We start from the raw sequence: 24,204 nt of genomic DNA on the forward strand, positions 1-24,204 counted from the left end.
TCAGTGACCCAACCGCAAGGAGGGAGCTGCCGAAGGTGGGACCGATAACTGGGGTGAAGTCGTAACAAGGTAGCCGTATCGGAAGGTGCGGCTGGATCACCTCCTTTCTAAGGAAGAAGAAGTAGAGGTTGTCTTATTGTTTAGTTATCAATGATAACAAAAAAGTATCAAGCAGGAGAGAAACCTGTTTTGTACTCAAAGTTTCCGGTGGCGATGCGTTTTGGGGACACACCCGTACCCATCCCGAACACGATGGTTAAGACCAATACGGCCGATGATACTTGGTTGGAGACGACCTGGGAAAGTAGGTGGCTGCCGGATTTTATTTCAACATTCTTTGGCGATTCGATATAAGAACAAAGTTCTTGTATGGAATGGCTGAAGAAGCCAGAATAGAAAGTGTAACAGAGATTGTTGGTGGTAACGCGTGAATCTCAGAAGCTTCGCTTCTTCGATCGCGGCAGAGCCGCTTATACAAAAAGAAAAGCATATGCGCTTAGGAGAATGAATTCTCCACGTGATATCCTTCCCTTTTTGTGCACGCAATCCTTGCTGCGCGGATGTACCTTGAAAACTTCATACAGAACAAAAAGTTATTTTTTATAAGAAATGACAAGACATCAAACAAAACGAATTACCCGTTGTCATCACGCTAGATGACAATGAGGATGATAGAACAACTATCGTCCGTTCTATGGTTAAAGTAGAAAGAGCGTAGGGTGGATGCCTTGGCACTAAGAGCCGATGAAAGACGTGATAAGCTGCGATAAGCTGCGGGGAGGAGCAAATATCCTTTGATCCACAGATTTCTGAATGGGGAAACCCGGCAGAGTGAACCTCTGTCAGCGTATGGTGAATTCATAGCCATGCGTGGGGAACCCGGGGAACTGAAACATCTAAGTACCCGGAGGAAGAGAAAGAAACCTCGATTTCCAAAGTAGCGGCGAGCGAAATGGAAAGAGCCCAAACCAGGATGCGTGCATCCTGGGGTTCGGACTGCGATGTGGGATTATGTAGGACAGGAGAGCGGCCTGGGAAGGCCGGCCAGAGAGGGTGAAAGCCCCGTATCCGAAGTCTGAAGTACCCTAGCAGGATCCAGAGTACCACGAGACACGAGAAACCTTGTGGGAATGAGCGGGGACCACCCCGTAAGGCTAAATACTCCTTAGTGACCGATAGCGCATAGTACTGTGAAGGAAAGGTGAAAAGGACCCCGGGAGGGGAGTGAAAGAGAACCTGAAACCCTATGTTTACAAGCTGTGGAACCCCTTTAGATGGGGAACTGCGTACTTTTTGTAGAACGGTCCGGCGAGTTGCCCGTACTGGCAAGGTTAAGGACTTAAGGTCCGGAGCCGAAGTGAAAGCAAGCGTTAAGAGCGCGAAACTAGTCAGTGAGGGCAGACCCGAAACCGGGTGACCTATCCATGTCCAGGTTGAAGCTTCCGTAAGAGGAAGTGGAGGACCGAACCCACATCCGTTGAAAAGGGTGGGGATGAGGTGTGGATAGCGGAGAAATTCCAATCGAACCCGGAGATAGCTGGTTCTCCTCGAAATAGCTTTAGGGCTAGCCTCATCAAAGTCTGCTGGAGGTAGAGCACTGAATTGTCTAGGGGGCGTCAAAGCTTACCAAAACATATCAAACTCCGAATGCCAGCCAGATGATTGATGGGAGTCAGACTGTACGAGATAAGTTGGACAGTCGAAAGGGAAACAGCCCAGACCACCAGCTAAGGTCCCAAAGTACGTGTTAAGTGGAAAAGGATGTGGGATTTCAAAGACAACTAGGACGTTGGCTTAGAAGCAGCCATACATTGAAAGAGTGCGTAATAGCTCACTAGTCGAGAGATCCTGCGCCGAAAATGTCCGGGGCTAAAACACGACACCGAAGCTGTGGAATGTAGTAATACATTGGTAGAGGAGCATTGTAAGCGGGATGAAGCCATACCGTAAGGAGTGGTGGACTGCTTAGAAGAGAGAATGCCGGAATGAGTAGCGAGAGGAAGGTGAGAATCCTTCCGGCCGAATATCTAAGGTTTCCAGAGTAAAGCTGATCTGCTCTGGGTAAGTCGGGACCTAAGGCGAGGGCGAGAGCCGTAGTCGATGGATAACTGGTTGAAATTCCAGTACCACATAAAAACAGAACTGTGGGGACACAGAAGGGAAATGGGAGCCAGGAATGGAAAAACTGGCGCAAGCGAAGGAGCCGTATGGGAGGCAAAACCCCCATGCAAGGCAAAGGCGTTACGCGGACCGAACAAAAGTAGGGAAGCCCAGGCCCCCAGCTGTCAAGAAAAGCCGCTATTGTTTTTTATGTGCCCGTACCGTAAACCGACACAGGTGGATGAGGAGAGAATCCTAAGGCCGACGGGAGAAGTGTTGTTAAGGAACTCGGCAAAATGACTCCGTAACTTCGGGAGAAGGAGTGCCATAGCGATATGGCCGCAGAGAATTGGCCCAAGCAACTGTTTAGCAAAAACACAGGTCTATGCAAAACCGCAAGGTGAAGTATATGGGCTGACGCCTGCCCGGTGCTGGAAGGTTAAGGGGAGGGCTTAGCGATTCGTCGCGAAGGTCTGAACTTAAGCCCCAGTAAACGGCGGCCGTAACTATAACGGTCCTAAGGTAGCGAAATTCCTTGTCGGGTAAGTTCCGACCCGCACGAAAGGCGTAATGATTTGGGCACTGTCTCAACAACACACCCGGTGAAATTGAAATACCAGTGAAGATGCTGGTTACCTGCGCCAGGACGGAAAGACCCCATGGAGCTTTACTCCAGCTTGATACTGGGATTCGGTACTGCATGTACAGGATAGGTGGGAGACTGAGAAGAAAGGACGCCAGTCCTTTTAGAGTCACTGTTGGGATACCACCCTTGCAGTATTGGATTTCTAACCAACAGCCGTGATCCGGCTGGGGGACAATGTCAGGTGGGGAGTTTGACTGGGGCGGTCGCCTCCGAAAGGGTATCGGAGGCGCTCAAAGGTCTTCTCAGAATGGACGGAAACCATTCGCAGAGTGCAAAGGCAGAAGAAGGCTTGACTGTGACACCGACGGGTGGAGCAGGTACGAAAGTAGGACTTAGTGATCCGGTGGTATAACGTGGGATTGCCATCGCTCAACGGATAAAAGCTACCCTGGGGATAACAGGCTTATCACTCCCAAGAGTTCACATCGACGGAGTGGTTTGGCACCTCGATGTCGGCTCATCGCATCCTGGAGCTGTAGCAGGTTCCAAGGGTTGGGCTGTTCGCCCATTAAAGCGGTACGCGAGCTGGGTTCAGAACGTCGTGAGACAGTTCGGTCCCTATCCGGCGCAGGCGGAGGAAATTTGATAGGAGCTGTCCTTAGTACGAGAGGACCGGGATGGACGGACCACTGGTGGATCTGTTGTATTACCAAATGCATAGCAGAGTAGCCAAGTCTGGAAGGGATAAACGCTGAAGGCATCTAAGCGTGAAGCCCCCCTAAAGATAAGATTTCCCATAGAGTAATCTAGTAAGACCCCTTGAAGACGACGAGGTAGATAGGGCAGAGGTGGAAGTACGGCAACGTATGGAGCTGACTGTTACTAATCGGTCGAGGCTTTAACCAAGGAAAGGTAAAGAGTAAGTTTGATGGAACGTTCTGTATGTAGTTTTGAAGGTACATAGATTTAAGTTATAAAGATTTGGCCCGGTGGCTCAGCCGGTTAGAGCGCCGCCCTGTCACGGCGGAGGTCGTGGGTTCGATTCCCATCCGGGTCGTTTTTTCCTTTTTAGAAGGATTTATAATATAAATTTGGGATCATAGCTCAGCTGGGAGAGCATCTGCCTTACAAGCAGAGGGTCATAGGTTCGAGCCCTATTGGTCCCATTTTTGTCAGCCGTTGTGGCTCAATTGGCAGAGCAGCTGATTTGTAATCAGCAGGTTACCGGTTCAAGTCCGGTCAACGGCTCTCATAAATTGCGTTATAAACGTAATTTTATGTTTGAGTTTTATGCTGAAATGGTATAATATAAATGTATATGGTGGGATTCCCGAGTGGCCAAAGGGGGCAGACTGTAAATCTGTTGGCAACGCCTTCGAAGGTTCGAATCCTTCTCCCACCATTTTAGCGCGGGGTGGAGCAGTCTGGTAGCTCGTCGGGCTCATAACCCGAAGGTCGTTGGTTCAAATCCGGCCCCCGCAACTTCCATTTGCATTTGAGTGTGCAAAATATAAAAATAAATAAGGCTGAGCATTTATGGTCAGAATTATTTATTTTTTATATTTTATAGGCGGAAACACCGTGAACGAAGAATCTTTGATTCTGAGTTCGGCACACGGACTACAAAGATCAATACCCAAGCCCAGATAGCTCAGTCGGTAGAGCAGAGGACTGAAAATCCTCGTGTCGCTGGTTCGATTCCGGCTCTGGGCATCCCAAAAGTTCTGATTTATATCAGGGCTTTTTTCGTTTTTCACAAAAGACTGTGCTACTCCTTAAAATGTCTTGGAATATCCACGGTGTGTATGATAAAATAGGATAAAATGAGGCTTAAAAATAATTTATGAAATATCCTATTTTTGAAAAATTAAGACAATTAGATAAAGAAGGATTGTATCCGTTTCATATGCCTGGGCACAAAAGGAAGAAACAGGACATTATGAGAGAGGGATCTCTGTTTGCGCTTGACACTACAGAGATCAGCGGCTATGACGACCTGCATCATCCGGAAGGGATGATTAAAGAATCAATGGAGTATATCAAACATATATATGGAAGTAAGGAAAGTTATTTTCTGATCAACAGCACCACCGGAGGTATTTTAGCTTCTGTGACTGCGTCCTGTCGGCTGGGGGATAAGATTCTTATCAGCAGGAATTGTCACAAGTCCGTATATCATGCAATTTCCATGCTTGGTTTAAGGCCGGTTTATTTATATCCCAAAATAGAGCAGAATATTTGTATGGGGATTACCAGAAGCCAGGTGCAGGACATCCTGAACAGGGAAAAAGGCATTAAAGCCGCTGTTATCGTTTCTCCCACTTATGAAGGGATCGTGTCTGATATCAGGCAGATTGCCGAGGTTCTTCATGAAGAGGGGATTCCCCTGATCGTGGATGAAGCTCACGGAGCACATTTTGTATTTCACAGTGGATTTCCCGAGAGTGCGGTATCTCAGGGAGCAGACGCAGTGATCCAGAGTCTGCACAAGACACTGCCTTCCCTTACTCAGACCGGACTTCTGCACATATGCAGTTCCAGGATAGGCACCAGGGAGATTCAGCAGGCTTTATCTACGTTTCAGAGCAGCAGTCCGTCTTATATTTTGATGGCAAGTATTGATTACTGTGTCAGGAAATGTGCAGACAGGCCGGACTTGTTTGATGACTATGTTCAGAATCTAATGGATATCCGGGCCAGACTTAAACATATGAGAAATCTGAAGCTCTTAAGGACAGATGATCCGGGGAAAATCGTTGTTTTGACCGGAGATACAAAGATTACCGGCAAAGAGCTGTTTCATATTTTGAGGAGTGAATATGGGATCGAGCTGGAGATGTCCGAAATATCCTATGTCACGGCTATGACGAGTATTTGTGATACAAAAGAGGCGTTAGGTAAATTGTGTGAGGCTTTTCTGGAGACAGATGAAAGCCTGTACCATGTCCCAAATCCGGGACAGGCTGTTATTCCGGCTGCTGAGCAGGTTATGACGCCTTATGAGGCAAAGATCAGGGGCAGGAAGCTGGTGTCTCCGTACGAAGCGGTCGGAGAGCTCAGTGCGGAATTTATATTTTTATATCCTCCGGGTATACCGCTGGCGGTGCCGGGAGAGAGAATTTCAGAGGAAATAGTGCAGAAAATGAAGGAGTACCGGGAACAGAAGATGAATTTGATCGGTCTGTCAGAAGGCCGGATTTACATAGTGGATGAAAGGGTTTGAGATGGGAATATTTATAACGATGGAAGGGCCGGACGGTGCCGGAAAATCGACACAGATTGATTTATTAAGAGTCTACTTATTGCAGAAGGGGTATGATATAATAGTATGCAGGGAACCGGGAGGCACGGTTATAAGCGAAGCGATCCGTGAAGTGATCCTCAACCGGGATTATAAAAACATGGGACATATGACAGAACTTCTTTTGTACGCTGCGGCCAGGGCCCAGTTAGTAGAGGAAGTCATACAGCCTGCTCTGGACCAGGGAAAAGTAGTCATCTGTGACCGCTTCATAGAATCTTCGGCCGTATATCAGGGAATTGCAAGGGGACTGGGTGTTGATCTGGTATATGAAGTAAACCGTTTTGCAGTGGGAAATACTATGCCGGATATAACGCTCCTGCTTGATGTGGATGCAGAGACCGGCATCGGAAGGAAGAAACAGCAGGCAGAGCTGGACCGTATGGAATCAGAAAAGCTGGAATTTCACAGGAAAGTGGTGGAAGGATACAGGCTGTTAGCCGAAAGAGATAAAAACAGAATGGTTAAAATAGACGGGAGAAACTCCATTGAGGAAATTCACCGTCAGATAAAAGTAGCAGTTGATGATGCCCTGACGAGAGAGACAAAACAGACGTAAGGCAGGGGATTGATTTCATAGGGATGGAAGAGGATGAGATGAAGAGTTTTGATAACGTGGTTGGACATAAGAAGATCATACAGCATTTTGAAGAAGCCATTCAGACCGGACAGATTTCACATGCATATTTACTGAATGGAGAAGACGGATCAGGAAAGATGACATTGGCAAAAGCCTTTGCAAAAGCGCTGCTCTGTGAGAAACATGAGGGGTGCGGACAATGTACGCCGTGCCGTCAGGCGGATACGGGAAACCATCCGGATCTGATCTATATAACACATGAAAAATACGAGATCCGCGTAGATGAGATCAGACAGGGGATCAATGAGACCATAGACATTAAGCCGTACAGCAGCAATTATAAAATATATATTGTGGACGATGCAGACCGTATGAATGTAGGGGCTCAGAATGCACTGTTAAAGACGCTGGAAGAACCGCCGGAGTATGCAGTGATCCTGCTTCTTACAAACAACAAAGACCGCCTGCTGGAGACAATATTGTCCAGATGTGTATGTATGTCTCTGGGAACTGTCCCCGAAGATCAGATCAGGGATTACCTGAAGGAACATACGCAGGCAGATGAGGATATGATTGATTTCGCAGTATCGTTTTCACTGGGCAACCTTGGAAAGGCTGTCCATGTGGCTGAGACTAAAGAGTTCCACGAGATGCTGAATGAGGCGCTGGGAATGCTTGGTTATATACATCATATTGAACTTCATGAGATGATTTCTTATTTAAAGACATTGACAAAATATAAAGAACAGATTTATGATTTTCTTGACATTATGACAGACTGGTACAGGGATATGCTGATCCTCAAGACAACGGGATCTGTGAATCTTCTGATTTTCAAGGACAAGTACCGCCAGCTCAAAGAGCAGGAAATTTATATTACATTTGAAGGCCTTACCCACATCATGGACGAGATTCAGAAGGCCAGAGTACGCTTGAATGCGAACGTGAATTTTGAAGTGACGATGGAAATGTTGCTTCTAACGATGAAGGAGAATGGAAAGGTATGGTAGAAGTAGTTGGAGTGCGGTTCCGCACTGCCGGGAAAGTATATTTTTTTGATCCAAAAAAGTTTGACATAAAACAGGGAGACCATGTGATTGTGGAAACTGCCCGCGGCGTGGAATACGGCAGAGTCGTAACGGACAAAAAGAAAGTGGACAAGGAAGCCGTCTCTGACGAGTTAAAACCGGTTCTTCGGATTGCAACCAGAGAAGATAAAGATGCAGCACTGGAAAATCTGAAGAAAGAGAAGGAAGCTTTCTCTATCTGTTCACAGAAGATCCGGGAACACAAACTGGAGATGAAACTGGTAGCTACCGAGTATACGTTTGACAACAATAAAGTCCTGTTTTACTTTACCGCGGACGGCCGTGTGGATTTTCGTGAATTGGTGAAAGACCTGGCATCTATTTTCAGAACAAGAATCGAACTGCGCCAGATCGGTGTGAGAGATGAGGCAAAGATGCTCGGCGGGATTGGAATCTGCGGACGGGCACTGTGCTGCAGTTCTTATCTGTCGGAATTCATTCCGGTCTCCATTAAGATGGCAAAGGAACAGAGCCTGTCTCTGAATCCCACTAAGATTTCAGGGGTCTGCGGGCGACTGATGTGCTGTCTGAAAAATGAGCAGGAGACATACGAATACCTGAACAAGAAACTGCCGAACATCGGAGACGCAGTGAAAACACCGGATGGCCGCACTGGCGAAGTGCAGCGGGTCAATATACTCAGACAAAATGTGAAGCTGATCGTAGAAGATGACAACGGCGATAAGGAAATCGTGGAGTACAAGCTGGATGATTTGAATTATCATCCGAAAAATGCGAGAAAAAGACGGGGAAAGGGCAGTCACAAGAATCATGAGAGCTAAACTTGGAGACGGAGAGCGATTGGATGATCTGGGTATAAAGGGATATCAGATCATCCAGAAAAAAGACGGTTTCTGTTTTGGAATGGACGCGGTTCTGCTGTCCTCTTTTGTCAAAGTGAAGAAAAACGGAAATGTGCTGGATCTTGGCACAGGAACGGGGATTCTTCCAATCCTCATGGAAGCCAAGACGCCCGGAAGACATTTTACCGGGCTGGAAATCCAGAGTGAGATGGCCGGGATGGCAGCAAGAAGTGCTGCATTAAACGGGCTGGAAGAAAAGATAGAGATCGTAGAAGGCGATATTACGAAGGCTTCTGCGATTTTTTCACATGACAGTTTTGATGTCATTACTTCAAATCCGCCTTATATGGTGAATGATCATGGCTTCAGGAATCCAAATGATGCGAAAGCCATTGCAAGACATGAGATCCTGTGCAGATTCCGGGATATTTCCGGTGCTGCCAGAGTCCTTTTAAAACACAGCGGAAGTTTGTTTTTGGTTCACAGAAGCTATCGTCTTTCTGAGATCCTTAACTGTTTGAGCAATGACGGACTGGAGCCCAAAAGAATCCGGTTTGTTTATCCTTACAGGGAAAAAGAATCCAATATTTTTTTGCTGGAAGCAGTAAAAGGAGGGAAGTCCAGGATGAAGGTCGAACCGCCTTTGATCATCTATGAAAAGCCCGGACAGTATACGGAAGAAATTTATAAAATTTATGGATGGAAACCAGAGGAGGTTTAAATGGCAGGGAAATTATATTTATGTGCAACGCCTATCGGCAATCTGGAGGACATTACATTCCGGACACTGGAAACGTTAAAAGCTGTAGATTTGATCGCTGCGGAAGACACACGGCACAGCATTAAGCTTTTAAATCACTTTGATATTAAGACAAAGATGACGAGCTATCACGAGTACAACCGTGTAGAAAAAGCCCGTTATCTTGTAAAGCTTCTGGAGGATGGAAAAAACATTGCACTGATTACGGATGCAGGAACACCGGGCATTTCAGATCCGGGAGAAGAACTGGTGAGACAGTGTCATGAAAACGGCATTCAGGTAACGTCCCTGCCGGGTGCATGTGCCCTGATCAATGGACTGATTATTTCAGGACAGCCAACCAGAAGATTCTGTTTTGAAGCATTTCTGCCGCCAGATAAAAAAGAGCGCGCCATGATCTTAGAACAGCTGAAGGATGAAACACGGACGATTATTTTGTATGAGGCTCCCCACAGGCTGTTAAAGACTTTGGAGGAACTTTACAGCACGATGGGGAATAGGAAAATGACGGTCTGCAGGGAACTGACAAAGAAGCATGAAACGGTATTTGTTTCTGAGATGGAAGAGGTCATCTCCTATTATACCGAACATCCGGCAAAGGGTGAGTGTGTTCTGATCATTCAGGGAAGAACATTGGAGGAACTGAAAAAGGAGAGCCAGGAGCAGTTTCAGGAACTCGATTTGATGGAGCATATGGAACGCTATTTAGGGAAAGGCCTCTCACAAAAAGAGGCTATGAAACTGGTGGCCAAAGACCGCGGAGTAGGAAAAAGAGACATTTATCAGGAGCTTCTCCGGTATAAGAAATAAAATAACATCAAAAAAAGGACATATCATCCAGCATATGTCCTTTCACTATATCCCACTGCTTTATTCTGCAACATTTAAACCAGCAAGTTTCGCCAATTCAATGATAGAACTTTTTGACACTTTCTTGCCTTTGTACTCAACGAGATCATCCATTTCGCCAGTAAAGATGTCTGCTGGATTGTACTTTTTCAATATGATCGTATCTTCGTCAACGAAGATCTCAAGGGGATCCCTCTCATTCACATCCAGATTACGTCTTAACTCAATTGGTAAAGTAATACGTCCCAGCTCATCAAGCTTTCTTACAATACCTGTACTCTTCATATTCGCTTCCCTCCTTGCAAATTAGTAAACTACTATACCTAACAATATCATACCTCACAAAGCTTGTCAAATCCGGGCTTTGAAGCATATTCTTATGGGGAAAAGAATAGGATACACTAAGAACGAAAAAGGAGTTTTCCTTTGATCAATTATATATGGAGTATTTTAATCTTAGCAGGTATATTAATAGGAAGTATAAACGGTAATCTGAATGCCGTATCAGACACGATTCTGGATTCTTCTAAGGAAGCTGTACAACTCTGTATCCTGATGTTCGGGGTCGTGGGGGTATGGTCCGGGATTATGAACGTTGCAGTCTCCTTAGGCCTTGTAAAAAAGCTTGAGAGACTCATAGCGCCCTTTTTAAAGCTTCTGTTTCCGAGGTTGAGGGATAAGGAGGCAAAGGAATACATCAGCACGAATATCGTGGCTAATCTTCTGGGACTTGGATGGGCCGCAACACCGTCAGGGATCAAGGCAATGAAGGCCCTTGACAGGATCAATCCGCACAAAGGTGTCGCCACCAGGGAAATGTGTATGTTTCTGATTCTTAACATTTCATCTTTACAGCTGATTCCGGTCAACATCATCGTATTCCGAAGCCAGTACGGAAGTGTGAATCCGACCGCGATTGTTGCGCCGGCCATTGTTGCAACCTTTTGTTCCACGATCGTAGGAATTCTCTTTGCAAAGATCATCGAGAAATTTCAGAAAAGCACTTGATTTTTAGAGACAATTTGTATATGATGAGAATATAGGTTTAGAAAGAGTAAAATAAATAGGCAAAGCTGCCGAAAGGCAGTGACGCAAAGCTAAAGGGGCTATATCGTATAGGGAGTATGATCGTGCCAGCCAGCTGCCTCATAAATTATTATTTATGTGTAGATTGAGAATCCGTTGGATACTCAGTCTTTTTTGTTTCAAATAATAAATGGGGGTATGAAAATGAGTAAAAAGGTAAGAAAAAGTCTTGCAGTTCTTGCGGCTTTTGTGCTGACGATATCATTTATCGCAGGGAATGGTGCGTTCACCAATGTCCATGCACAGGAGGCGGAAACAGAAACTGCATCAGAACAGATCACTTCTACAACAGAGGCTTCTTTAGCAACTGAGGAAACAGCTGCAATGGCCACAGAATCTGTCACAACAGAGCAAAAGGCCGCAACAGAGAGTAATACAGAAGCCGCAAAGGCCGAGAGCACTGCATCTGTCACAGCAATTCAGAAAAAAACAGCCGTAAAGTCCGTAAAACAGGGATCAGATCCTGTGGTGACAAACGGCAATTTCACCAAATACTTAACTAAATTTGCATTTACAGACCATTTAGGAAATCCGTTCACGGAGTCTCATCCTGTCACAAAAGACAGCAATGTGATCATCAGATATGAGTTCAAAATTCCGAATAAGGAAACCATTCAGGGAGGATCCACTTATATTCTGAAAATGCCGAACGTGTTCCAGTTAGATGGTCTCAGCGGCGCTGCGCAGAAATTAAATAAGCAACAGGCAGGCGCTGTAGAGGAAGTTCCGAACTGGACCGTAAACAACAATGCGACCATCACAGTAAAATTTCCAAAAACGCTGACTCAATCTAATATTGAAGGGTTCATGGAGATTAGCTGCAGCGTGGACGCAGATCAGTTAAAAGAAGAGACAATTATTTTCGATCTGGGACAACTTGAGGGATTCGGGCAGGAGTATCAGACTGACTTTAAACCGGAAGTGGAAAAGAAAAGCCCTGAAGTAGCGAAAAAGGGAACGCTGAACAGAGAAGACCAGACCATCACATGGACGGTCATTGCCACACCGGATAAGGGAGACAATAATCTGGAAGGATACACCCTGATAGATACGTTTGATAAAAAACAAGTCTTTGTAAAAGGTTCCGTGGAGTTAGACGGAACAAAAACTGCCGATCCGGAACTAACTGACAATGGATGGAACTATAAGTTCGGAAAGATCAGCAATGGTTCCCATACATTAACTTACAAAACAAAGCTTACGGATGAATTTTTTGAATCAGATTATAAGTCCAATGGTGCAAAAGATATGTCTGCCATTGCAGCTAATACTGTAACAATTAAGACAGGGGACAGTAAAGGTGAAGCTTCAGCCGATGCTTCAGTCCGGGTGGTAAGATATGCATTTTGGAAAGATAAAAATGCATCCAATAATATAGGATATGATGACGATGCAAAGAAGCCGTATCTTGGCTTTCAGCTGAAAGGTTGGTACGATACAGCGGGCAGAGAACTGCCGGTTACATTTACAGATAAGCTTCCAGAAGGAACCTCACTGATGGAGACAGAAGGACAGCTCACAGTGAAATATGGCAGCGGCAATGCAGTGAAACTTACAAAGGCAGCAGGAAGTACACCGGGTGAAAATGAATATACGTATGATACGGCAACACGAGAATTTAAAGTAACACTTGATCCAAAGTACAACAATAACTTTGTCTATGTCAATTATAAGATCTGGCTGGATACCGAGGCGGCTGTAAAAAAAGGAAGTGTAAGAAATACTGCAGTCATGACGGTTGGAAACCATGTAAGCATTTCTGATTATGAGGATTCCAGCTGGGGAAGCGGATATCAGAAAGGAAAGCTGGGACTTACAAAGTCAGGAGCCTTTGCAAGAGTTGAAGATGACAATACCATAAAATGGACAGTCACTGTCAATAACAATCCAACCAAAACAGTGAATGGAGACATTCAGTTTAAAGATGTGCTTCCGGAAGGGCTTGAATACATTGCCGGATCTTTTAATGCTAATTATAAGGGCAAGAATGAAAAAAATGTGCAGGTAAATGGAAACGAATTAATTTTTACTATAAAGGATCTTGGAAAAAACAAATGCACGATCACATATACAACAAGGATTAAGGGCGGAGCCCTTCAGTTCACTCAGAATGCAAATGGGAACTCACCGGCTGTTTCTTTTAAAAACCATGTGTTTCTCGAATGGGATGGTAACAAACAGGATATTACGGGAACAGGTTCTGTAAATATCCAGACTTTCGTTTCCAAGAAGGGAAGTTATAACAGCAGCAAAGATGAATTCAACTGGACGATCTGGCTCAGGTCAAAGGGCATTTACATTCATAACATGGTTGTCACAGAGAAGCTTCCGGAAGGCCACAGACTCGTAGAGGGAAGCCTTAAATACGGAGATAAAGTTCTTGGGACAGAGAAGAGTGCAGATCAGCCTTACTATGAGGTCAGCGGTGATAGTATCATTATTTACTTCCCGGAACAAATGCTTCCGACAGACAAAAATGACATGACACTGAGTACCGTTACCGATGAGACAAAGGCTGAGACAAAACCAGAAAAGGTAAGTGCAGTCAATGAAGTGAGTGTACGGGCAGACGAGTTTAAAACAGAGCTGACAGCAAAAGCTGAAGTAAATGTAAGCTATACGCCAGATGTAGAAAAAACCACCTCTTATAAAAAAGGAAATTATGTAGAGTGGACCGTAAATGTAAATAAAAACCATGCGGTAATTACGAAACAGAAGGCCGAAATTACAGATCAGCTTCAGCCGGGACTGACTTACAGAGAGGGATCTGTAAAGCTGATCGATGTGACGGCAAACAATAAAGAGATTTCCGGAATGGATTCAGATTATGATGATGTTTCAGGTAAGATTGTGTTTACATTCCCGGATGGACTGGATTTAACTCACCAGTTTAAAGTCTTATTTATCACAGATGTCACATCTGCCACAGGAAATATTAAAAACACCGTTACCTTTGATGCGAGTGCCAAAGAGACCAAGGTAACCAGCGGCAGTGTCCCATTGATATTAAGCGGAATGAACAGCGGCCTGACAGGTGATAACATTCGTTTTATCTTAAACAAAACAGATGCAGAAGATAATGCTCCCTTGGAAAATGTTGAATTTCAGCTTTATGACCATAATAAGAATGAAGTTGGAAGTGTTATGAAAACAGATAACAAGGGAAGGATTGCTTTCGATGCAGGATTAAAATACGGCAACACCTATTATCTGAAAGAGACAAAGGCTCTGAACGATTATGTACTGGACGCAGCGGAGCACAAACTAGTGATCGGGGAGAAAGAATCCGACAGAGTACAGGTTCAGTTTGACGGAAGAGACTACACTTTCTCATTAGATGAAAATGGAACTCTGAACTTTGGTTTTACAATTACAAATGAAGCAAAACGAGGTTCCGTTCTCCTTAAAAAGGTGAGCAGCGAAGACGCCCGGACTCTTGAAGGAGCAGAATTCAGTCTGTACAAGGCAGACGGAGAGTTAGTGGCTCAGGGACTTAAGACCGATGCACAGGGTCAGATCAGATTTGACTATCTGAGGCTTGGAACTTATTATTTCCAGGAAACAAAAGCGCCGGAAGGCTACAATCTGGATGCGGAGACCAAATATGAATTCAGAATTAACGATCAGGCAGCAGAGACACCGGTAGTTGTCGAAGCTGAAAATGTACCTACAAAAGTTTCTGTCATCAAGCTGGATGCAGCGACGAAGAAAGCGCTGGCAGGAGCTGAGCTTCAGATCATTCAGATTCAGGAAGACGGATCAGAATTGATCGTTGAAGAGTGGACATCTGAAGAGGAGGCACACGCGGTCACAGGAAAGCTTATTCCCGGAGAAGAATATATTTTAAGGGAGACAGAAGCACCGTTTGGCTACGAACTTGCAGAGGATGTGAGGTTTACAGTGAATGCAGGGGGAGAACTGCAGACTGTGGAAATGTATGATGAGCCTTCACCGGAAGATCCATATTACGGTGGAGATGATGAAGAAGAATCTAGCACAAGTGAGACAACAACCACGACAACATATGAAGAACCTGAGGATGAAGATTCTTACTACAGAGAGGACAGTGAAACTGTCAAAACTTCTGAAGCTTCCAGCAAATCGGTGACTGAATCAAGGGTTTCCAGAACCGGAGACAGTTCACATACAGCTGTTTACGCCATAGTGGCTGTGTGTGCGGCAGGTGCCGTACTGCTGCTTCTCAGAAAAAAATATAAGAAGTAACCAAAAATAATCTAAGGATACCAGGAAAGCACGATTTGTTTCTGGTATCCTTTTTTATTATAATGAGTTCTATCAATCTTACCTGTTTTTGGCATATAGGACGAGGATGCATGTATATATTATAATATAAAGTAATAAGGCGGGTGTGACTGTGATTGTTTCGCTGTCCGGCATTATTATCCCTTTAATTTTATTCATGATACTTTTGTATGGAATGATTTCAAAAAAAGAAATGTATCAGCCGTTTCTGGAAGGAGTCCAGGATGGATTTAAGGTAGTCATGGAAATTGCCCCTACCCTGATTGCACTGTTTTTAGCTGTGCAGATTTTCAGGACGTCCGGAGCGCTGGATCTTCTTGTATCCGTATTGAGTCCGGTGGGACAGCTTTTAAAGATTCCCAAGGACGTGCTTCCGGTAATCTTTGCAAAGCTGTTTTCATCTTCGGCAGCTACTGGATTCCTTTTGGATATTTTTAAGAACTTTGGCCCTGACTCAGCTCAGGGAGTCATGTCATCAATTATTTTAAGTTCTACCGAGACATGTTTTTATACAATGTCTATCTATTTCTCGGCCGTACATATCAAAAAGACCAGATACACCCTGGCAGGTGCTCTTCTGGCAACCTTCGCAGGAGTAATGGCCAGTGTATTTCTCACCGGGATGCATTAAAAACGGGAGCTGGAAAGATTTCCAGCCCCCCGTTTTTAATTGTTTTTTGTCTCATAGTAATCCCGGAAATATTCCATGATCCGTATCAGAAGGCGTTCTTCCTCTTCGTCTAATCGGGAAAGTACATCTTCAAGCATCGCGCGGTGAAACTGACTGTGATGGTCAAAGGCTTCCTTTCCTTTGTCAGAGAGGGATATATAAACGATTCTGCGGTCCTGCTCTCCGCGCCTGCGGATTACATAGCCTTTTTTTAAAAGACTGTTTATGGCGATGGTCAGCGTACCTACCGTGATGTTCAGGGCCTTTGCGATGGAAGACATATTCTTCGGACTGCCGGTTCCGATCGCGTCGATGATATGCAGTTCTTTGTTGGAAATGTCTTTGAACTCCTCTGTGATGACCGCCTTTTCCTCCTGATAAGATATTTCATGGAAAAGGTTTACCACAATGTCATTCAGCTGCTCTTTGGTCACGGTAAGAATTCACCTCACTTTTATTTTACATGGTTGTGCGCTTCGCTGATTACTTTAGCCAGAGCCTCTTTTGCCTCAGTAGGAAGAGCATTGTATCCGCCGTCCTGTGTATCCTTTTCAAAGATGAAGTTCAGACGTTCTGTCATTCTTGCTTTCAGGGTATTGACATAAGTCTCATCATCAAAATCAGGGACATATCCTTCCACTTCGATCGTTTCCATGTTGCTGAACGGTCCCCAAGGTTTTAATTGGGCATTGCCCTCAATGATCTGTTCTAATACAGACAAAGTAACACCAGGAGTGATATCCTTGCCCATAAAGTCGCCGGTATTTAAGATATAACATTCTACATGGCGGTCCTTTACAAGGGAACGGAACTTGTTGTAATCATCCACAAGAGGATAAGTACGGAACGGGTTTGCATATGGTTCCACGACCAGACGGTTCGGGTCTACTCCAGGCGCCAGGCGTTCTGCGTTAGTACGCTTTGTGGCGAGGGTAGCGCCCATGACTGCAGCCAAATGTGAACCGTTGACTTTGATGATCGGCGGAATGGTAGGATCTTTCATAATCCAGAAAATGCCGTTAACTGGAGATTCAATCTTGTCTACACGGTTTGGAGACCAGAGTTTTGACTTGATAGCCCGGCCGTTGCCGTTCCGGATGTCTTCAGTGACAAGGACAACATCTCCTTTGTCATCTCTCGTGGCAGAACAGTTCTGTGCTGTGAGGAGATACCTGTTGTCTTCGCACCCGGTCGGGTAGTCTGAGGTCTTGTCAAAATAAGTAGGCTCCATAGCGATGGAAGAGCCGGTTTCGGTGTTGATGATAAAGGCATCGTCGTGGAGGACGGTGATATCATATTTATTATTGTGTACGGCGTGAGTCAGTGTTGATTTTCCTGAACCGGACAGGCCAAAGAAAGATGCAACATAACTGTGGTTCGGACTTAAACGATATTCTTTCTGTCCGCCGTGGCAGGAAGCGTAGCCGTTTCTATTGGCAATCGCCCAGGCGATGGTAAGAGTACCTTTCTTATGTTCTCCAAAATAGCGCATTCCAAGCAAAGCTGCACAGTTGGTCTGGGTGTTGAAGTAAGTAAGCCCAAGCGGATGTTCCGGATGGCTCCATTGAGGATCAGAGAAAATATAAATATCAGACTCGCTGCCGATGGCACGGGACTTTTTATACATTTTATTGTATTCATCAGACTCATACTGGAAGTTCAGCATCCAGGAGTACAGGATGTTTTCCTCTCCCTCCGGAATCAGAAGATGTGCCTTAACCATAAATTCAGGGTCTAAGCCGATATAGACTTCTGCGTGGTACATGGTCTTTTTGCGTGTATCGTAGATCGCATCCATCACTTTTAAATCCAGATCGTTAGTATCCACGTTCGGACTTCCCGCGATCCTTCTGGCTGCCGCACAGCGTCCGGTAACGGAGCCGTCGTTGAACAGCAGAACTTTTGTGTCTTTTTTCAGGCCGAACTCTTCTCCGCGGTAGACCGGCATGTCGGTAACAATGGTTCCCGGAGAATTTTTAGCAAGCTCATATGCCTGCTTCAGGTTTACAACCTCAATGACGTTGTTGCCGTAAAATGCGGCCTCAATGATGGAGCGGGTCTTTGAGAATCCCGGTTTTCCTTTTCCAATTTCGTCATGGGTGTAGCGTGCTTTTGTTGACATAATCTTTCCTCCTAAACTTATGTGTTTTGCAGGTACAAAGATCGTACCCGGATTTACAGGTTTTCGTCGATGCGCTGTCTGAGTATACGAAAGCTGTTAGGTCCGGCATCTAATATGATTTTATGAAAAACTTTTTCATCATAAGCATTTCCAGATTTCTCTTTATAATAATCTTTTAATTCCATGAACTCCAGATAACCGATGTAGTAGCATAAGTAATTGGCCGGATTCTGGATGACATAGCGGTAAAGGGCTTTCATACTGGAGGTACTGATGGTTCCGTACTGCTGCATATATTTGACTGCCTCGTCAGCACTCCATCCTTCATAGTTAACACCCATATCCACTCTGGCACTTAAGGCCATATTGTACAGATAATTGTCCGGCAGAAGCTTCTTTAATGGCTCAAGTTCCTGCTTCATATCGAGGTAACTGTAAGAGTCCATCTCCACGTAGGTGGCCCAGCCTTCGCTGTATCCCGGATAATCCAGAATATAACGGATCGGATGTTCTTTTTTGCTGTGGAAATAAGTGGTTTGATACAAATGTCCCGGATAGCCCTCATGAGCCAGCGTCGGATACAGGGATTCCTGGCCGGTCTGCGCCTTATTGATGTAAATGACATTTTTCTTATAGTCATCGATGGCAGGAATCATGTAAAAAGCCGGGCTTGAGTTTTCTTCCAGAGAAGAATGGACATATTTGATGTCACACTCTACTTCGGCGGCAGCAGGATACTTATCTTTTATTTTCTGCTTCAGCTGTGACAGGATCTTCGATGGTTTTTTGCTTGAATATTTATTCAGATCTAAATCTAAAAAAGCATGGTAGATGGAGGGATCTTCTTTTATGATCTCTGTCATCTCTGTCTGAAGGTAAAGAAGGTGTGCTTCGGTGGCCTTGATCATCTGAGGCACGGTCTTGTCAGAGCCGGTTTTATAGGAGGCGAGAGCAGAATAATAGGACTTCCCATTTTTGAAATGGGCATAGCCCTGCCTGTTCTTTCCGTTTCCTTTCAGGTTCTTCAAATCACTGTACAGATTCTCATAGGCCGGAATCACTTCTTCTAAGATCAGGCGGCGGTTTTCCTTCCGGTAATTTCTCTTCTGGTTGGTGCTGAGGTCTGAAACCGAATCAATATTTGTGTTGAACACTTCGATCATATAATTGTGGTCGGTGGCCCTTGTAAAATCATTGATTTGTTTTAAGACGGCATCGGCATCCGCATCTGACATGAAATATCCCCGTTTGACCTGTTCCTTTTCGTAGCGGATGACCGTGTCGAAATAGGAACCGACTTTGGAGAGCAGAGAAAGGTAGGTTTCTACATCTTCCCTGGTTCTTAAAGGGTATTCGCACAAAGTCACGGGAAGCTGGGCCTGGGAGCCGAGAGTAGGGCTTAAAACCGTCTGAAGATAGGGGTAAGGTGCCAGTTTCTGCTGGCGCTTAAAGTAGTCCATGAGATAATCATAAGACTGCTTCTGACTCTTGGAGAGTTTTTTATAGTTGAAACTCTCAAGCCTTTTTAACTCCTTCTTACATTGGGCTTCTGCCTGGTCAAGGTCTTTTAAGTCGATGTTGCCCAGATCGGCCTTTTTGGCTTTGATGCCGTAGCGTTCCGGATGTGCAAGGGTATAATGCAGATTGACCGTATTGGAATTGACGTGTTCCTTGAAAAGCTGGTTCAAATAGGAGTCAAACTTCTGCCGGTCCGATGCTTTGTCTTTGGTGGATTCTGATTCTTTCGCTGTGGAGGGATTCCCGGTGTCCGATCCTTTGGAACAGCCAGTGAATGCCACCATGACAGCCATGGTAAATGCAAGAAACTTACGATATGTATATTTATGCATAAGAATCCTTTCTGAATAGAATCTCTTAGATACTATTATACTATTTTTTAAAGGAAAAAAATAGACTATCTTTGCAAGATGTACTATAATAAAACACAGTATAATGCGAAAATGGAGGAGAAACATGAGCAAGGAACCATATTATATAACAACTGCGATTACTTATACATCTGGCAAGCCTCACATCGGGAATACTTATGAGATTATCTTGGCAGACAGTATTGCCAGATATAAAAGAATGGAAGGCTATGACGTATTTTTTCAGACCGGAACCGACGAGCACGGACAGAAGGTAGAATTAAAAGCCGCTGAGAAGGGTGTGACGCCGAAAGAGTTTGTGGACGACGTGGCAGGGGAAATCAAACGGATCTGGGATCTGATGAATACTTCTTACGATAAGTTTATCCGCACAACGGACGCGGACCACGAAGCTCAGGTACAGAAGATTTTTAAAAGGCTCTATGAACAGGGAGATATTTACAAGGGACACTATGAGGGACTTTACTGTACCCCGTGCGAATCCTTCTTTACAGAAAGCCAGCTGGTGGACGGCAAATGTCCGGACTGCGGACGGGAAGTACAGCCGGCCAAGGAAGAGGCGTATTTCCTGAAACTGAGCAAATATGCGGACAGGCTCATTGACTATATCAACGCTCATCCGGAATTTATCCAGCCGGAGTCCAGAAAAAATGAGATGATGAACAACTTCCTGCTTCCGGGACTTCAGGACCTGTGCGTGTCCAGAACTTCTTTTAAGTGGGGAATCCCGGTAGATTTTGATGAAGGACATGTAGTATATGTATGGCTGGACGCCCTGACCAACTATATAACAGGGATTGGATACGATTGTGACGGAAACAGCACAGATCAGTTTAAAAAGCTCTGGCCTGCTGATCTTCATCTGATCGGAAAAGATATCATCCGGTTCCATACGATTTACTGGCCGATCATCCTGATGGCCCTTGACCTTCCGCTTCCGAAGCAGGTTTTTGGACACCCATGGCTTTTGCAGGGTGATGGAAAGATGAGTAAGTCCAAAGGAAATGTTCTGTATGCAGATGATCTGGCCGAGATGTTCAGTGTGGACGCAGTGCGTTACTTTGTCCTCCACGAGATGCCGTTTGAACACGACGGTGTGATCTCATGGGAGCTGATGGTTGAGCGTATGAACTCTGATCTTGCTAACACCTTAGGCAATCTTGTGAACCGCACCATTTCCATGTCTAACAAATACTTTGACGGAGTCGTGGAAGATAAGGGTGTTGAGGATGAGTTTGACGACCAGCTGAAAGCTGTGGTTACCGGTGCCAGAGATAAGGTCCAGAAAAAGATGGACGTGCTCAAGGTGGCAGATGCCATGACAGAGATTTTTAATGTATTCAAGCGCTGTAATAAGTATATTGATGAAACCATGCCGTGGGTGCTGGCAAAGGACGAGGCAAAGAAAGATCGTCTCGCCACGGTATTATATAACCTGGTGGAAGGTATCTTAACCGGAGCGGCCCTGCTGGAGCCGTATATGCCTGAGACTGTGGAGAAGATCTTAAAACAGCTGAATGCAGAACCCAGAAGGTTTGAGGATCTGACTACATTTGGTCATTATAAAAGCGGTACGAAAGTGACAGAAAAGCCTGAGATCCTTTTTGCGCGGCTTGATGAAGAAGAGGTGCTCAAACAGGCGCAAGAGCTGATGAATAAGCAGGCACAGGCGGCAGCAGGTCCTGTGATCGACATAGAGCCAAAAGAGGAGATCACCTTTGACGAATTCGGTAAGATGCAGTTCCAGGTAGGTGAGATCATTGCCTGCGAGGAAGTCAAAAAGTCCAAGAAGCTGCTTTGCTCCCAGGTGCGTGTGGGAAGCGAAGTGAAGCAGATCGTTTCTGGGATCAAGGCCTATTATAAGCCGGAAGAGATGGTGGGCAAAAAAGTCATGGTCTTAGTAAACTTAAAGCCAGCTAAGCTTGCAGGAGTGCTTTCTGAGGGAATGCTGCTCTGTGCAGAAAATGAAAAAGGAGAACTGGCTTTGGTTGTGCCTGAAAAAGATATGCCGGCAGGGGCGGAGATCTGTTAGAGATTAAAAAACATAGAGAACCTTGTGTAGAATTTTTCACAAGGTTCTTTTTGTGTTTGTTGATTATTTCCAAAAAATATTGTATCATTTAAGATGAGCAGCTGCTATAGGGTGGATGGTCTTCATTCTACATAGAATGGAGGTGGTGGCTATGAAACATTTTGACTTTAAAGATTTAATGTCTTTTGGAATGTTTCTTCTGGCATTACTGACATTCATATATATGATATGTCATTAATTTAGAAAAGCGAAAAACCACCCTTATTACCTGGTCGTTATAAGGTGGTTTTTCGTGTACTTTTATAATGGCCATCCCAGATTGGGACAGCTGCTCTTTACTATATATTTACTATATCACAGACAATCAGTTTTTTCAACGTGAGAAGGGAAATATAGGTTATGATAGTTGAGATTACAGAAGAACTGGAAAGCGGGCTTACAGAAGCCGAACGGCAGGTGATAGAGTATATCAATCAACATGAAGATCAGTTTTTAAAGCTGACGATCACTGAACTCGCCGAAAAGAGTTTCACCTCTCCTCCGACTGTCTCAAGGGCTGTCAGGAAGTGTGGGTATAACGGTCTCTCGGAGCTGCGCTATAAACTTTCTGCAAAGATAGAAGATATGGTGGAGGGAGAGATTGTCAACGAAATTTTTCAGAAGTCTGTCACAGAGTGCATGAAAACCATCGAAATACTGAAAGCGGAGACGATCCTCAAGGTAGTACGTTTTATTAAGACGGCGCGGAAGATTTATATCATTGCAAGAGGTTCTACCGCATGGATTGCCAAAGATGTGGAACTGCAGCTTCAGCTGCTTGGGTATAATGCATATATGCTGTCAGATTCAGAGGTTATGAAAAAGTCGGATAAACTGTTCAGGCAGGGTGACCTGATCATTATTTTTTCTATAAAGAACAGTACGCCGGAGCTGCTGTTGACTGCCCAGAATGCGAAGAAGGTAGGTGCAAATGTGGTGACCTGCTGCTGCCTGCCAAAGACAGATTTAGAAGATTATTCAGACTTGTCTGTCCTGGGATATAACCAGAGAAACAAGACCATCGAGGACTTTGATATCGTATCCAGGCTTCCATTGCAGATCATTGCAAGAACGCTGATTGATTACTTGAATCTTTGAGGATGGACTAAAATGACTGTTGACAATAATTACTAAAAAGGGTATCATAAAAGCAGTAAGAAAATAGAAGTATGTCCACTGTGACAGAAAAACCCCCGGAGAGGACTGGTCTCCGGGGGTTTTTATTAACTGTCTTTTCTTCTATGATCCAGCCATTTATGGATGTAGTAATTCACTATAGATGATATGACTGACATAAGAAAACGAAGTATGTATTCCACTGTGCCACCTCCTTTCAGCTGGAAAGAATCGACAGCAATTTCATTATATATTTTATTTCTTGACATGTATATATAAATTGTAAAAAAAGTAAATAAATAGATAACAAAAAAAGAGTGTGAAAAGGGAAATCCTGGGTTTCCACACTCTTTTTTTATGCAAAAACATTCATTTCTCCTATATTTCAACTGATATACATCAGCAGAGCCAGCCTTAACAAGAAAACATTTTCAGTCCTGCCCTGTTATAATGGATTTATAAAAGAAAAGGAGGAGCGGAAATGGTTGGAATTTTGATTGCAGCCCATGGAGGATTTGCAGAAGGACTGTTAAACGCGGTGGAACTGATCGCTGGAGAACAAAACCAGGTTAAGACCATCGGACTGTATCACGGTGACGGAATAGATGAGCTTGAGCAAAAAATCAGGATGGCAGTAAAAGAGCTGGACGATGGGGACGGAGTGCTGGGATTTGTGGATATCTTAGGCGGGAGTCCATCCAATATGGTGATGAAATGCATGGCGGACACAAAGAATTTTAAAGCGATCGCAGGAGTCAGCATGGGAATGGTGGTACAGGCTGTGATGATGAGAGATCAAAGCGGCTTAGATGAGCTGGCTGACATATGTGAGGAGGCCGGAAATCAGCCGGTGGTTCTTTTGCACAAGCAGTATGAGGAAATGCTGGATGACACAGAAATGGATGAGATTTAGGAGGAAT

Annotated in this window: 16 protein-coding genes, 6 tRNA genes, 3 rRNA genes and 1 riboswitch (1 of these 26 running past the window's edge); of the genes, 21 read left to right on the plus strand and 4 right to left on the minus strand. The window is 44.7% G+C overall.

The annotated features are described in order from the left end of the window. The 15 genes from ANCC_RS00420 to rsmI all read left to right on the plus strand — a co-directional run. Positions 1-107, plus strand: a 16S ribosomal RNA gene (locus ANCC_RS00420); it begins 1,427 nt to the left of the window's first position. A gap of 96 nt (positions 108-203) precedes the next feature. Next, positions 204-321 (plus strand): 5S ribosomal RNA (rrf, locus tag ANCC_RS00425). A gap of 375 nt (positions 322-696) precedes the next feature. Further along, a 23S ribosomal RNA gene (locus tag ANCC_RS00430) occupies positions 697-3,592 on the plus strand. Together the 16S, 23S and 5S rRNA genes with 6 tRNA genes alongside form the textbook arrangement of a ribosomal RNA operon. Positions 3,593-3,669: 77 nt before the next feature. Further along, positions 3,670-3,743: transfer RNA gene (locus tag ANCC_RS00435), tRNA-Asp, on the plus strand. 36 nt (positions 3,744-3,779) lie between these two features. Next, positions 3,780-3,852 (plus strand) — tRNA-Val (locus ANCC_RS00440). Positions 3,853-3,861: 9 nt separating this feature from the next. After that, positions 3,862-3,934 (plus strand) — tRNA-Thr (locus tag ANCC_RS00445). Positions 3,935-4,006: 72 nt separating this feature from the next. Next, positions 4,007-4,088 (plus strand) — tRNA-Tyr (locus ANCC_RS00450). A gap of 6 nt (positions 4,089-4,094) precedes the next feature. After that, a tRNA-Met gene (locus ANCC_RS00455) sits at positions 4,095-4,168 on the plus strand. Between the two features lie 158 nt (positions 4,169-4,326). Then, positions 4,327-4,399 (plus strand) — tRNA-Phe (locus ANCC_RS00460). 130 nt (positions 4,400-4,529) lie between these two features. Further along, a complete protein-coding gene (locus tag ANCC_RS00465) occupies positions 4,530-5,909 on the plus strand; it encodes an aminotransferase class I/II-fold pyridoxal phosphate-dependent enzyme (protein WP_006567982.1) in 1,380 nt (459 codons plus the stop codon). Between the two features lies 1 nt (position 5,910). Next, the gene (gene tmk, locus ANCC_RS00470; RefSeq protein ID WP_022260685.1) at positions 5,911-6,546 is read left to right on the plus strand and encodes a dTMP kinase; all 636 of its coding nucleotides are present in this window, start codon (positions 5,911-5,913) and stop codon (positions 6,544-6,546) included. A 38-nt stretch (positions 6,547-6,584) separates the two neighbouring features. Then, positions 6,585-7,577 (plus strand): DNA polymerase III subunit delta', encoded by a 993-nt coding sequence (gene holB, locus ANCC_RS00475; protein ID WP_039946863.1) that lies wholly within the window; start codon positions 6,585-6,587, stop codon positions 7,575-7,577. Then, a complete protein-coding gene (locus ANCC_RS00480; RefSeq protein WP_182483065.1) occupies positions 7,571-8,437 on the plus strand; it encodes a PSP1 domain-containing protein in 867 nt (288 codons plus the stop codon). Before holB ends, ANCC_RS00480 begins: the two co-directional genes overlap by 7 nt. Beyond that, positions 8,427-9,179 (plus strand): tRNA1(Val) (adenine(37)-N6)-methyltransferase, encoded by a 753-nt coding sequence (locus ANCC_RS00485; RefSeq protein WP_006567978.1) that lies wholly within the window; start codon positions 8,427-8,429, stop codon positions 9,177-9,179. The genes ANCC_RS00480 and ANCC_RS00485 overlap by 11 nt, the downstream gene beginning before the upstream one ends. Beyond that, positions 9,180-10,028, plus strand: a complete 849-nt coding sequence (rsmI, locus tag ANCC_RS00490) for a 16S rRNA (cytidine(1402)-2'-O)-methyltransferase (RefSeq protein ID WP_006567977.1) — start codon at positions 9,180-9,182, stop codon at positions 10,026-10,028. A gap of 60 nt (positions 10,029-10,088) precedes the next feature. On the opposite strand, the gene ANCC_RS00495 is transcribed toward rsmI, so the two are convergent. Further along, positions 10,089-10,352: an AbrB/MazE/SpoVT family DNA-binding domain-containing protein gene (locus ANCC_RS00495; RefSeq protein ID WP_006567976.1), complete on the minus strand. Its 264-nt coding sequence runs from the start codon at positions 10,350-10,352 to the stop codon at positions 10,089-10,091. Between the two features lie 141 nt (positions 10,353-10,493). Here ANCC_RS00495 and ANCC_RS00500 point away from each other — a divergent pair, with 141 nt between their 5' ends. The 3 genes from ANCC_RS00500 to ANCC_RS00510 all read left to right on the plus strand — a co-directional run bounded on the left by ANCC_RS00500 (position 10,494) and on the right by ANCC_RS00510 (position 16,047). Beyond that, a complete protein-coding gene (locus tag ANCC_RS00500) occupies positions 10,494-11,075 on the plus strand; it encodes a hypothetical protein (protein ID WP_006567975.1) in 582 nt (193 codons plus the stop codon). A gap of 48 nt (positions 11,076-11,123) precedes the next feature. Beyond that, a riboswitch (cyclic di-GMP riboswitch) is annotated at positions 11,124-11,216 on the plus strand. Positions 11,217-11,297: 81 nt separating this feature from the next. Then, entirely contained in the window at positions 11,298-15,377 is a 4,080-nt protein-coding gene (locus ANCC_RS00505; protein WP_039946827.1) for an MSCRAMM family protein, read from the plus strand. 196 nt (positions 15,378-15,573) lie between these two features. Then, on the plus strand, positions 15,574-16,047 hold the full coding sequence (locus tag ANCC_RS00510) for a nucleoside recognition domain-containing protein (RefSeq protein WP_006567973.1): 474 nt from the start codon (positions 15,574-15,576) through the stop codon (positions 16,045-16,047). 35 nt (positions 16,048-16,082) lie between these two features. Here the strand turns inward: ANCC_RS00510 and ANCC_RS00515 are convergent, their stop codons facing one another. From ANCC_RS00515 to ANCC_RS00525, 3 genes are read right to left on the minus strand one after another with little or no spacing between them, the layout of a single operon-like run. Continuing rightward, entirely contained in the window at positions 16,083-16,520 is a 438-nt protein-coding gene (locus tag ANCC_RS00515; protein ID WP_006567972.1) for a MarR family winged helix-turn-helix transcriptional regulator, read from the minus strand. Between the two features lie 20 nt (positions 16,521-16,540). Beyond that, positions 16,541-18,208 (minus strand): phosphoenolpyruvate carboxykinase (ATP), encoded by a 1,668-nt coding sequence (locus ANCC_RS00520; RefSeq protein ID WP_006567971.1) that lies wholly within the window; start codon positions 18,206-18,208, stop codon positions 16,541-16,543. Between the two features lie 53 nt (positions 18,209-18,261). Then, the gene (locus ANCC_RS00525) at positions 18,262-20,058 is read right to left on the minus strand and encodes a DUF885 domain-containing protein (protein WP_156340639.1); all 1,797 of its coding nucleotides are present in this window, start codon (positions 20,056-20,058) and stop codon (positions 18,262-18,264) included. Between the two features lie 124 nt (positions 20,059-20,182). On the opposite strand from ANCC_RS00525, the gene metG reads away from it, so the two are divergent. The 3 genes from metG to ANCC_RS00540 all read left to right on the plus strand — a co-directional run bounded on the left by metG (position 20,183) and on the right by ANCC_RS00540 (position 24,197). Then, the gene (gene metG, locus ANCC_RS00530; RefSeq protein ID WP_006567969.1) at positions 20,183-22,129 is read left to right on the plus strand and encodes a methionine--tRNA ligase; all 1,947 of its coding nucleotides are present in this window, start codon (positions 20,183-20,185) and stop codon (positions 22,127-22,129) included. Between the two features lie 399 nt (positions 22,130-22,528). After that, on the plus strand, positions 22,529-23,266 hold the full coding sequence (locus ANCC_RS00535; protein ID WP_006567967.1) for a MurR/RpiR family transcriptional regulator: 738 nt from the start codon (positions 22,529-22,531) through the stop codon (positions 23,264-23,266). 499 nt (positions 23,267-23,765) lie between these two features. Continuing rightward, complete coding sequence (locus ANCC_RS00540; protein ID WP_006567965.1) at positions 23,766-24,197, plus strand: PTS sugar transporter subunit IIA; 432 nt, start codon at positions 23,766-23,768, stop codon at positions 24,195-24,197. Positions 24,198-24,204: the final 7 nt, after the last annotated feature.

This window comes from Anaerostipes caccae L1-92 (assembly GCF_014467075.1).
Taxonomy (GTDB): Bacteria; Bacillota; Clostridia; order Lachnospirales; family Lachnospiraceae; genus Anaerostipes; species Anaerostipes caccae.

Bases quoted from the DNA above. Each gene is read 5' to 3' on its own strand.
- ANCC_RS00465 (WP_006567982.1), top strand. From the start codon at position 4,530: ATGAAATATCCTATTTTTGAAAAATTAAGACAATTAGATAAAGAAGGA.
- tmk (WP_022260685.1), top strand. From the start codon at position 5,911: ATGGGAATATTTATAACGATGGAAGGGCCGGACGGTGCCGGAAAATCG.
- holB (WP_039946863.1), top strand. From the start codon at position 6,585: ATGAAGAGTTTTGATAACGTGGTTGGACATAAGAAGATCATACAGCAT.
- ANCC_RS00480 (WP_182483065.1), top strand. From the start codon at position 7,571: ATGGTAGAAGTAGTTGGAGTGCGGTTCCGCACTGCCGGGAAAGTATAT.
- ANCC_RS00485 (WP_006567978.1), top strand. From the start codon at position 8,427: ATGAGAGCTAAACTTGGAGACGGAGAGCGATTGGATGATCTGGGTATA.
- rsmI (WP_006567977.1), top strand. From the start codon at position 9,180: ATGGCAGGGAAATTATATTTATGTGCAACGCCTATCGGCAATCTGGAG.
- ANCC_RS00495 (WP_006567976.1), bottom strand. From the start codon at position 10,352: ATGAAGAGTACAGGTATTGTAAGAAAGCTTGATGAGCTGGGACGTATT.
- ANCC_RS00505 (WP_039946827.1), top strand. From the start codon at position 11,298: ATGAGTAAAAAGGTAAGAAAAAGTCTTGCAGTTCTTGCGGCTTTTGTG.
- ANCC_RS00510 (WP_006567973.1), top strand. From the start codon at position 15,574: ATGATACTTTTGTATGGAATGATTTCAAAAAAAGAAATGTATCAGCCG.
- ANCC_RS00520 (WP_006567971.1), bottom strand. From the start codon at position 18,208: ATGTCAACAAAAGCACGCTACACCCATGACGAAATTGGAAAAGGAAAA.
- ANCC_RS00525 (WP_156340639.1), bottom strand. From the start codon at position 20,058: ATGCATAAATATACATATCGTAAGTTTCTTGCATTTACCATGGCTGTC.
- metG (WP_006567969.1), top strand. From the start codon at position 20,183: ATGAGCAAGGAACCATATTATATAACAACTGCGATTACTTATACATCT.
- ANCC_RS00535 (WP_006567967.1), top strand. From the start codon at position 22,529: ATGATAGTTGAGATTACAGAAGAACTGGAAAGCGGGCTTACAGAAGCC.
- ANCC_RS00540 (WP_006567965.1), top strand. From the start codon at position 23,766: ATGGTTGGAATTTTGATTGCAGCCCATGGAGGATTTGCAGAAGGACTG.